Annotated in this window: 12 protein-coding genes and 2 tRNA genes; all 14 read right to left on the reverse strand. The window is 45.1% G+C overall.

The features are described 5' to 3' along the window. Positions 1-139: 139 nt before the first annotated feature. Positions 140-228 (reverse strand) — tRNA-Ser (locus tag WMO25_RS08830). A gap of 50 nt (positions 229-278) precedes the next feature. Then, a tRNA-Ser gene (locus WMO25_RS08835) sits at positions 279-364 on the reverse strand. 199 nt (positions 365-563) lie between these two features. Next, positions 564-1274, reverse strand: coding sequence for a 2-C-methyl-D-erythritol 4-phosphate cytidylyltransferase (gene ispD, locus WMO25_RS08840; RefSeq protein WP_349085041.1), 711 nt, complete (start codon positions 1272-1274; stop codon positions 564-566). Next, positions 1274-2299 carry a tRNA (adenosine(37)-N6)-threonylcarbamoyltransferase complex transferase subunit TsaD gene (gene tsaD, locus WMO25_RS08845; RefSeq protein WP_015513951.1) on the reverse strand — a complete coding sequence of 342 codons (1026 nt, stop codon included), beginning with the start codon at positions 2297-2299 and terminating at the stop codon, positions 1274-1276. The genes ispD and tsaD overlap by 1 nt, the downstream gene beginning before the upstream one ends. Positions 2300-2301: 2 nt before the next feature. After that, the gene (locus tag WMO25_RS08850; RefSeq protein ID WP_215690076.1) at positions 2302-3216 is read right to left on the reverse strand and encodes a ribonuclease Z; all 915 of its coding nucleotides are present in this window, start codon (positions 3214-3216) and stop codon (positions 2302-2304) included. 99 nt (positions 3217-3315) lie between these two features. Beyond that, on the reverse strand, positions 3316-3558 hold the full coding sequence (locus WMO25_RS08855) for a hypothetical protein (RefSeq protein WP_015513948.1): 243 nt from the start codon (positions 3556-3558) through the stop codon (positions 3316-3318). A 56-nt stretch (positions 3559-3614) separates the two neighbouring features. Then, positions 3615-4067: a ribosomal protein S18-alanine N-acetyltransferase gene (rimI, locus tag WMO25_RS08860; protein WP_349085044.1), complete on the reverse strand. Its 453-nt coding sequence runs from the start codon at positions 4065-4067 to the stop codon at positions 3615-3617. After that, positions 4064-4777, reverse strand: coding sequence for a tRNA (adenosine(37)-N6)-threonylcarbamoyltransferase complex dimerization subunit type 1 TsaB (gene tsaB, locus WMO25_RS08865; protein WP_349085046.1), 714 nt, complete (start codon positions 4775-4777; stop codon positions 4064-4066). Before tsaB ends, rimI begins: the two co-directional genes overlap by 4 nt. Beyond that, complete coding sequence (gene tsaE / locus WMO25_RS08870) at positions 4774-5211, reverse strand: tRNA (adenosine(37)-N6)-threonylcarbamoyltransferase complex ATPase subunit type 1 TsaE (RefSeq protein WP_349085048.1); 438 nt, start codon at positions 5209-5211, stop codon at positions 4774-4776. Before tsaE ends, tsaB begins: the two co-directional genes overlap by 4 nt. Positions 5212-5229: 18 nt before the next feature. Next, complete coding sequence (locus WMO25_RS08875) at positions 5230-5730, reverse strand: YcxB family protein (protein WP_349085050.1); 501 nt, start codon at positions 5728-5730, stop codon at positions 5230-5232. Positions 5731-5764: 34 nt separating this feature from the next. Further along, positions 5765-7906: a Tex family protein gene (locus tag WMO25_RS08880; protein WP_435384306.1), complete on the reverse strand. Its 2142-nt coding sequence runs from the start codon at positions 7904-7906 to the stop codon at positions 5765-5767. A 250-nt stretch (positions 7907-8156) separates the two neighbouring features. Continuing rightward, positions 8157-9362: a homoserine dehydrogenase gene (locus WMO25_RS08885; protein WP_349085055.1), complete on the reverse strand. Its 1206-nt coding sequence runs from the start codon at positions 9360-9362 to the stop codon at positions 8157-8159. 33 nt (positions 9363-9395) lie between these two features. Continuing rightward, positions 9396-9839: an ACT domain-containing protein gene (locus WMO25_RS08890; protein WP_349085051.1), complete on the reverse strand. Its 444-nt coding sequence runs from the start codon at positions 9837-9839 to the stop codon at positions 9396-9398. A gap of 84 nt (positions 9840-9923) precedes the next feature. Then, positions 9924-10714: peptide chain release factor 2 (gene prfB, locus WMO25_RS08895; RefSeq protein ID WP_349085052.1), on the reverse strand; the 791-nt coding region annotated here is incomplete at its 5' end.

Here is a 10714-nt window from a genome sequence, read left to right on the forward strand (position 1 = left end):
GCTAGCTGTTATCTCTTCCCGTTTTACTTTGGTTTGTGTTCTTAAAAATTCTTTTTAGGAATTTTCGGGATTGTTTTATTATTAAGCTGTCAATGTTCATTCTCACTCAGTCAACCAATTCTCCTTTGGAAATACCAAACGGAGAAGGAGGGATTTGAACCCTCGCGCCGCTATTAACGACCTACTCCCTTTCCAGGGGAGCCCCTTCAGCCTCTTGGGTACTTCTCCAAATAAGCTGACTAACAAGCGATATTCAATTAGTATCCCAGTGGATACAGCGGAGAAGGTGGGATTCGAACCCACGGCCCCTTGCGGAGTCACTGGTTTTCAAGACCAGCTCCTTAAACCACTCGGACACCTCTCCATTGCGTTATCCTTACATGGAAGGTCTCACGCGACAATAGATATATTATCATCTCAAAAGCCAAATGTCAACAACTAATTTTACTTTTTTTCAAAAAAATTTAAACAATTACGGCACTTCAAATTTTATGGGATGTTCCGGGCATCCGCAGTATCTTAAAGTGCCGGAACGACAATATACATTCCCGTACAGGCATGCGTTATCTGTTGTCTCCACCGTTTAAAAAGGCTTCTGCAATAACCAGGTCTTCTGGGGTTGTAATCTTGATATTGCGGTAGTCGCCTTTTAACAGGTAAATGGAATGATCGGCATATTTTTCAACAACCATGGCATCGTCTGTGACGGTGGTATCCCCCGCTTCTGCTCTTTTTCGATATGCTTCTGATACAAGGGCATAGGAAAATGTCTGTGGTGTCTGTATCTGCCACAGTTTTGAACGTTCCGGGGTATCGGCTACATAGCCCTTGTTATCCACTACTTTGATGGTGTCTTTGGCAGGCACAGCTGTAATGCAGGCTTCCTTCTCCTGCACACAACTGATATTCGCATTAATAAGCACACTTGATATAAGCGGTCTGGCTCCATCATGAATCAGCACATAATCACAGTCCGACAATGCCTTTAATCCTTCATAAACGGAATCATAACGTTCTTTGCCGCCTGCAATAACCGCACGGACTTTCTGAAAATTGTATTTCTCCACAATTTCTCTGCTGCAATAGTCTATTTCATCCGAACCTGTCACAAGTATAATCTCATCCACCTCAGACAATTCAAAAGCCCGAAGCGTATAATAAATAACCGGTTTACCCTTAATCAGCAGATACTGTTTGTGAACGGAAGTTCCCATTCTTTTTCCGCTGCCTGCTGCCAGAACGACAGCGGCTGTTTTCTTTCCACCTACCGTCATTATGCTTTTTCTCCGATCTTCAGATTCGGCACTGCATTCAGATCAAGCCCCGCACGTTTGCCGTTCATATAATCATAATAGCCGGCCGCCCCGATCATAGCTGCATTGTCTGTACATAATAACGGTGACGGTCTGTAGAATTGAATATTCCGTCTGCTACATGCTTCTTCCATGGCACCACGAAGTGCACTATTGGAAGCTACGCCTCCGGCAAGTGCGACTTTCTTAATATGATATTCCTTTGCTGCCTTCATTGTATGTTCTACAATGACGTCTACGATCGCTTTCTGGAAGGAAGCCGCTACATCTGCTCTGTTAACTTCTATATTCTTCATATGACACTCATTCAGATAATTTAAAACAGCTGATTTGACACCACTGAAGCTGAAATCCAACGGAGCCCCCTGAATATGTGCCTTTGGGAATGTAATGGCATCGCTGTTGCCTTCTTTGGCCAGCTTATCCACCTTCGGGCCGCCAGGATACCCCAGGCCAATGGCTCTTGCAACCTTATCAAAAGCTTCTCCGGCTGCATCATCATGGGTTCTGCCTACGATCTCATACTGTCCGTAATCTTTGACAAGAACAAGATGCGTATGTCCACCGGATACCACCATACACAAAAATGGTGGTTCAAGGTCTTTGTTCTCTATATAGTTAGCCGAAATATGTCCCTCAATATGATGCACGGGCACTAACGGCTTATTCGCTGCATAACTGATTGCCTTTGCTTCCGCTACGCCTACGAGCAGCGCACCAACCAGCCCCGGACCGTATGTTACCGCAATCGCATCAATATCCTCCAATGTCACATTGGCCTCATCCAGTGCCGCCGTGATAACCGGATTTATTTTTTCGATATGTTTTCTTGATGCGATTTCGGGTACGACGCCACCATATAATTTGTGCAGTTCAATCTGAGAATATATAATATTAGACAACACATCACGGCCGTTTTTTACAACTGCAGCCGCTGTTTCATCACATGAGCTTTCAATCGCCAAAATTAAAACGTCTTTATCCATTTTTATGACTCCTCAAAATTCAATTCCAGTGATTTCTTATCTTTGCCCGGATAAGCATTCTGGAAAATCTGACGTACATCTTCAATATACTGCTCCGGTCTGTTCAAAGCCGGACTGTAATGCGTAAGCCAGAGTTCCTTCACTCCCGCCTGTTTTGCCAGTCTGCCGGCTTCTTCAAATGTCATATGCTTATATTTGACCGCATTATTGACATCCCCTTTTTCGCCATACATGCCTTCACAGATAAAAAGGTCTGAACCTCGGGCATTTCTGACAATACTGTCTGTCGGGCGGGTATCCGTCGTATACGTTACTTTCAGCCCTTTGCGTGCCGGTCCCAGAACCATCTCCGGCTGATAAATTCTGCCGTCCTCCGTCCGGATCGTTTCACCCTTCTGCAATTTGCTCCAAAGCGGTATCGGCACTTCATTCTGTCTGGCCTTCTCCACATCAAACATACCCGCACGTTCAATAGAAATACTATACCCATAACAGGCAACACGATGATTCACTTTGAAAGCATCTATCACATAACCGTGCAGTCTGATCTGCTGCTGCGGTTCTGTCAACTCTATAAATTTGATTTCAAAAGGCAGTTCCGGTGCGATCACCCTAAGCGCCTTGACAACCCGTTCAAGTCCCTTCGGTCCGATCATTGTCAGCGGTTCCGTTCTATCTGAATTGCTCATCGCAAGTAAAATGCCAGGAAGACCACTGATATGATCTCCATGAAAATGCGTAATGCAGATAATATCCAGCGGTCTGAAACTCCACCCCTTTTCACGAATAGCGATCTGAGTTCCCTCACCGCAGTCAATTAATAAACTGCTGCCGTTATACCGCAGCATCAATGATGTCAGCCACCTGTACGGCAGCGGCATCATGCCTCCTGTTCCAAGTAAACATAAATCCAGCATATTATTCCTCTTTCTATTTGCCGTGCTCCTGTTTTCAAGACTTACCCGTGCGTCCCGGTGCAAAATTTTCATCCGTTTTACAGACATATTTTCTATCTGTTATATCCATTCCGTCTGTTCTTCCTCATCCGGCAGATAGCACCATGTCTGAATCATCTTCCCATAGCAATTCTCACAGAGCTGGAAACGATGAATACAGCCATCCCACTTTGAAAAGTATCCCCATGCTTTGCTGACATCCAGAAACGCTGCCCTGTCACATTCATCAACCGACGCAATCATCTGTCCGCAGCAATTACAGATATATACTTCTTTTTTACTTATCTCATCGTATTTTTTCATAGAGTCCTCTCCTAACCTTTCACATTTCGACAAGGTCCATTATACAAAAATACGTCTTATTCGTCACCGGAAATACTTTCCATCTTCATAACCAATGCATTTTCCTTCGGGCAATCATAAAAATCCCTGCGGATACCAATGGTTCTAAATCCCAGTTTTTGGTAGCAACGATGCGCCGATAGATTGCTTGGCCGCACCTCAAGGATAAAGGAAACAACACCGTTTTTCTTTTCCTCTCCAATCAGGGCCTGCACCATTTCAGCACCATATCCGTGATTCTGATGATCCTTTTTGATAGCCACATTGACAATTTCCGCTTCATCCAGCGCCCTGTAAGCACCGCAGTAACCGATAATCTCATTCTGTGCATTCACAGCAACGATAAAATCAGCCTCTTCCTGCTCAAGCGTATCCCGAAAAGCTTTTTCCGACCACGCATCACCAAAAAGGCTTTGCTCAATGGCCGCCACCTGAGGCAGATCATCCAACTGCATCTTTCTTATCATCATGCTTTTTCCTGCCCTTTTTTGGCTGCAAGTTCTCTTTCAGCCTGTGAAAGTCTGAGATAATCCGGCTGATGTTCTGCTGCAGACTCGTATTTGCCTTCATGATAATACTGAAGGGCCAGTGCACCAAGGGCACCTGCTCTCTGCTGAGTCAAATGGATCGGCGCATAGCTGTGCGGAACCTGAATGTGTTCCTCAATATATGGTTTGAATACCGGTACACCGTCTCCAAGAAAGATCACTTTGCGTCCCAGCTGATTAATCTCATCTATAATTTCCCCAAGCATCACTGCTTTCTGTCCGGAGATGCACTTCATCTGATCTCCATCAAATGTATATAGCCCCGTATAAGTCTGGTTTCTTCTGGCATCCATCAACGGGCACACAACTGCATCTGTTCCGCAAAGATTATATGCAATGGCATCTACTGTTGGTACACTGATAATCGGAATACTTAACGCCAGTCCAAGGCCCTTGGCTGTTGCCGAACCGATTCTTAATCCCGTAAAAGACCCCGGACCTCCTGAAACGGCAATAGCATCCATCTCCTGTACCGGAATCCCGATCATTTTCAGCAGCGTATCCATCATTGGCAACAAAGTCTGCGAGTGTGTCTTCTTAAAGTTTGTTGTATATTCCCCGATCAGCTTCTCTTCTGTCACAACTGCCACGGAAGCCACTAATCCGGAGCTCTCCAATACTAATATCTTCACTGTAATTCTCCTTCCGCCTCGATTGTTATCATCCGATAATCAAATCCTTTTTCCAGTACCTTTTCTATTCTCACTGTCTGATAATGAGGCGGCAGAATTTCTTCGATCAGATTGGCCCACTCGATCATGCAAACGCCCTCACCAAAAATATATTCATCAAATCCGATCTCCTCCATCTCTTCAACGTCACCGATCCGGTAAACATCAAAATGATAAAACGGCATCCGTCCCTCGTCATATGTCTGCACAATAGTAAATGTCGGACTGCTGACCGGTTCTGTAATGCCCAGTCCGGCCGCAAAGCCCTGGGTGAAAACAGTCTTGCCGACACCAAGATCGCCTACCAGACAGAGAACATCCCCCGCCTTGGCCTCCCTGCCCATCTGTTCACCTATTTTATATGTTTCTTCCGCACTAAATGTTTCTATTTTCATACTCTGACTCTCTTATTATTATTTTAATTTGAGTTTTCCTGTATCAATATGCTGTTTTAAACATGCTACCACACGTGCATACTGTTCGCCCAACTGATCCTTGGGCCAAATATAAGCCCGGGCTGCTGTCATATAGACCAGTAGTTCACGGCCATTATCTTTGACTCTGATAATCTGATTCCAGCCAACATCTGCCCGTTCTTCACCGAGACATACTGAAAGATGTTCATCGGATAAAATATATTCCAGTCCGCCGCCCAGAGATTTGTTCCGCTGAATCTGTGCCTTTGCCTTTGTCAAAAGCATCAGCGGATTGATGACCGTAAACAGCAGTGCAATAATAAAGTAGAGCATCTTAGCCGTCGCATCCGTCACATTCCATCGGGTGATCAGCAGCACAAGCGAACCAATACTGAGCACCAGCCCTATGATACCTGCAGGCTTGCTGTAATAATGATGCATCATAAAATAGTACAAATCATTTACTTTTAATGCAATTTTAAATTTAATCTCGTCCATTTTGCCTCCTTGTATCTAATCTATAATAGTATCATCAATCAAGAATCATTGTCAACTGAATACGTTTTTTTGCAAGATCCACAGACATAACTTTGACTTCCACCACGTCACCGACACTGACTATTTCCATCGGGTGGCGGACAAATTTCTTATTTGTCAGCTGTGAAATATGCACCAGACCATCCTGATGAACACCGATATCCACAAACACACCAAAGTCAATCACGTTTCTGACGGTTCCTTTTAAAATCATCCCCGGCTTCAGGTCTTTCATTTCCAGGACATCCGTACGGAGTACCGGCTTCGGCATATCTTCTCGAGGATCCCTTCCCGGTCTTCTCAGTTCATGAACAATATCATGCAGGGTGATTTCTCCGATGGATAATTTTGCCGCCATCTTCTCATAATCTTCAATTCGAATTGGAAGGCTGCCTTCACGCAGCTTATCCGGTTCCACGCCCAATTCAGACAGTAATTTCTCGACTGCCTCATAGGATTCCGGGTGAACGCCCGTATTATCAAGGGGCTGACTGCCATCGCTGATACGAAGGAAACCTGCACACTGCTCATAGGCTTTCGGTCCCAGTTTTGGTACCTTTAAAAGTTGTTTTCTGTTGTCAAAACGCCCGTTTTCTTCACGATACGCCACGATATTCTTTGCCACAGTCTTGCTGATGCCGGAAATATACTCAAGAAGAGACGCAGAGGCCGTATTCAGATCCACCCCGACTTTATTGACACAGTCTTCAACGGTACCAGATAAAACTTCGGACAATTTCTTCTGATTCATATCATGCTGATACTGACCGACACCAATGGCCTTCGGATCAATCTTAACCAGTTCAGCCAGAGGATCCTGAAGTCTTCTGGCAATAGATGCCGCACTTCGCTGACCAACATCAAAATTAGGGAATTCTTCTGTCGCCAATTTGCTGGCTGAATAAACACTGGCGCCTGCCTCGCTGACGATCACATAAGCCACTTTCTCAGGTATTTCCTTCAGAAAATCTACTATGACCTGTTCTGATTCTCTTGACGCCGTCCCGTTTCCAAGGGAAATCAGCGTAATACCATATTTCCTGACAAGTTTTCGAAGAACTTCCTTCGCCTGATCAATTTTCTTCTGCGGCTCTGTCGGATAAATAACAACCGTATCCAACACCTTGCCTGTCGGGTCCACAACTGCCAGCTTACATCCTGTTCTGAAAGCCGGATCCCAGCCAAGAACCGTCTGCCCTTTGATTGGCGGCTGCATCAGCAGCTGCTGCAGATTCTTGCCAAAAACAGTCATAGCGCCTTCTTCTGCTTTTTCAGTCAGGGCATTCCTTACTTCACGTTCCACCGCTGGTGCGATCAGACGGCGATAACTATCCTCTGCTGCCGCTTCCATCATTTCTGTTGTATAAGGATTCTTCTGATGAACAACCTGTCTTTTCAGCCAGCCAATCAGCTTCTCTTCCGGCACTTCAATCGTTACATTGACCATCTTCTCTTTCTCTGCACGGTTGATAGCCAGCACTCTGTGTCCCGCAATTTTGGATACCGGTTCAGCAAAATGATAATACATTTCATAGACAGATTTTTCTTTGTCATCCTTTGCTTCAGATACAAGACGTCCCTCTTTTTCAAACTGCTGTCGGATCCACATACGATAAGCCGCTGTATCCGCGATACTCTCTGCCAAAATATCCGAAGCGCCCGCTAAAGCTTCCTTGACATCTGCCACACCTTTTTCCTCTGACACATAGTCGGCAGCTTCTTCTTCAACCGGATGTCCGAGATTCTGTGCCATCACCGCTACGGCCAGCTTTTCAAGGCCTTTTTCCTTAGCAATCATGGCCCTTGTGCGGCGCTTTGGACGATATGGACGGTATAAATCATCCACAACCACCTGTGTCTGAGCTTCCTCGATCTGTTTCAGCAAAGCGTCTGTCATCTTCCCTTGATCACGGATGGTCGCAATGACCTGCTGCTTCTTATCTTCAAGATTTCTCAGATAGATCAGCCGTTCATAAAGCTTTCTCAGCACTTCATCGTTTAATGCCCCTGTCTTTTCCTTTCGGTAGCGGGCAATAAAAGGAATGGTATTATCCTCATCAATTAACTGTACTGCAGCTGTCACCTGCCATTTTTCAACACCCAGTTCACTGCTCAGTTTTGCTTCAATATCTATCATACTTTTCTCCTTTATTCATTGAATACAACGGGGCTGCAGCAAAATTATCCTATTCTTGCCGCAGCCCCGATCACTTTTATTCTATATATGCTAGTACATCGTTTTCGAAATAACTACACCATTCACTTGCCTGCGAATCCGAGTGTGCAGGTAGAAAAGCCTCGGCGTAGCCCGCTACGCCTGCGTTTTTTACCTGCACACTCGAATCCGCATCCTGCGCGATTGGTGTAGTTATTTACGAAACGATGTACTAGTTCATGAAAATACGAGCGATAAAGCCGTCAAGCTGTGATTTCTTCTCTTCAAAATCGCCCACTGTCATTGGTTCTGTTACAAAGCCATACTCACCATCCACACCTTCGGCATGGCAGATGGCAATGTCCCCAAATAAGGCTCTCGCTTTATCTTCTGTGCCATTCTTCGCACGAACAAAAAATCTGCTCTTGTACAATGTATATTCAACTAGATGCAGTTTCTGTGGCTGCCAGATCGTCATGATATGGGTTCCCATATGCTTGACTTCATCCACCACATCAGAAACAACTGCGCTTGCTGTCGGCAACTTACCTGCACCCTTGCCATAGAACATAACATCTCCCAGGGCATTACCCTTTACAAGGATTGCATTAAATACATCATTCACACTATAAAGCGGATGATCATGGGCGATCATCATCGGTGCCACAAGTGCAAACAGACCGCCTTCTTCTCTGCGGCTTGTGCCAAGCAGCTTAATGCCCATGTTCATAGCCTTGGCATACTTAAAGTCTGTCTCCGTAATATGCGTGATGCCTTCTGTATGAATATCCTCATAATCCACCTGCATACCATAAGCAAGAGAAGTTAATATTGCAATCTTACGGCAGGCATCATAGCCTTCCACATCTGCTTCCGGATGTCGTTCTGCATAGCCCCTGTCCTGCGCTTCCTTCAGTACAGTATCATAATCTGCACCTGCCGTATCCATCTTGGTCAGCATATAATTCGTTGTCCCATTCAGAATACCTGTAATCTCATCAATCTCATCTGCTGTCAGAGACTGATTCAGAGGACGGATAATCGGAATACCACCGCCGACACTGGCCTCAAAAAGGAAGTTAACATTCTTCTGATTGGCAAGTGCCAGTAATTCTGCGCCATGCTTCGCTACCAGTTCCTTGTTGGAAGTTGATACACTCTTTCCTACCTGTAAAGCCTTCTTGACAAAAGTGTAAGCCGGTTCAATGCCCCCCATGACTTCGACAATAATCTTGATCTCCGGATCATCCAGGATCACCTGATAATCATGTACAATCTTCTCCTGGATCGGATCTCCCGGAAAATCTCTCAGATCCAAAACATATTTCACATCAATGGCTTCACCTGCACGCTTTGTAATTGTCTCACGATTCGTTGTCAGAACCTCTACAACACCTGAACCGACTGTCCCATATCCTAAAACAGCTATATTCACAATAATCTCCTCCTGCACTCAGACTTCGTGCTCTGTCTATTCTCTTCCGAGTATTTTTATGTCGTGAATGCCCTTCATTGCATTCAGTCTCTCCACAAGTACAGAAAAATCTCCTGTTGTCGGCAAAACGTCGATACTCAATGTCAATGACGCAACACCATTGATGGGGATTGCCTGATGAATCGTCAATATATTGGCTCTGTAATCTGCGATCTTCCCCAATATCCCTGACAGTAGTCCCGGCTCATCATCCAGCTGTATGCTGAGCGTAATGGTCCGCCCATGAACATTCTCATGAAAAGGAATGATATCATCTTTGTACTTATAAAAAGAACTTCTGCTGATACCCGTGGCATCTGTTGCTTCCTGTACAGTCATCGCCTTCTCGGAATCGATCAGACGCTTTGCCTCCACAACCTTCAGTAAAACTTCAGGCAATGCCCGTTCCTTTACAATGTAATATTTGCCACTTTTATCCATAAAATCCACCTTTTGTTCGCATAGGAAATACACTTGTTTTTACTAGAACGATAGTAGCACAAATTATCCCCCATTGCAACTGTTTTATTGTTCCTGCGGCTGATTTTTTAAAAGATTGTTCCATTTCAGGTAGGCATTGATAAAAAGATCAATATCTCCATCCATGACCGCATCTACATTGCTGCTCTCGGCACCTGTACGATGGTCCTTGACCAGCTTATATGGCTGCATCACATATGAACGGATCTGGCTGCCCCAGGCATTATCCTTAACCTCACCGCGGATACCTGAAAGCTTCTCCTGATTCTCCTGCTGTTTCAGCAAATACAGTTTGGCTTTCAGCATCTGCATGGCTTTATCCTTATTCATATGCTGAGATCTCTCATTCTGACATTGCACAACAATATTCGTCGGCAAATGCGTAATACGGATGGCCGATGACGTCTTGTTGATATGCTGACCACCGGCACCGCTGGAACGGTACGTATCAATTCGCAGATCATCCTCATTGATCTCAATATCAAGATCTTCCTCGATATCCGGCATAACATCGCAGGACGCGAAGGATGTCTGACGTTTACCCGCCGCATTAAATGGTGAAATACGGACAAGACGGTGAATTCCCTTCTCACTCTTCATATACCCATAGGCATTCTCTCCCGCAATTTCCACTGTTACAGACTTGATACCGGCCTCTTCACCATCCAGATAATCCAGCACGGTGGTTGTAAAGCCATGCTTCTCAGCCCATCTTGTATACATGCGGAACAACATGCTGACCCAGTCGCAGGCTTCTGTACCACCGGCTCCGGCATGCAGTGTGACGATGGCATTGTCTCCATCATACTCTTCCGAAAGCAGTGTTTTAATTCTGA

Source organism: Coprococcus intestinihominis (assembly GCF_040096555.1).
Lineage (GTDB): Bacteria > Bacillota > Clostridia > Lachnospirales > Lachnospiraceae > Coprococcus_A > Coprococcus_A intestinihominis.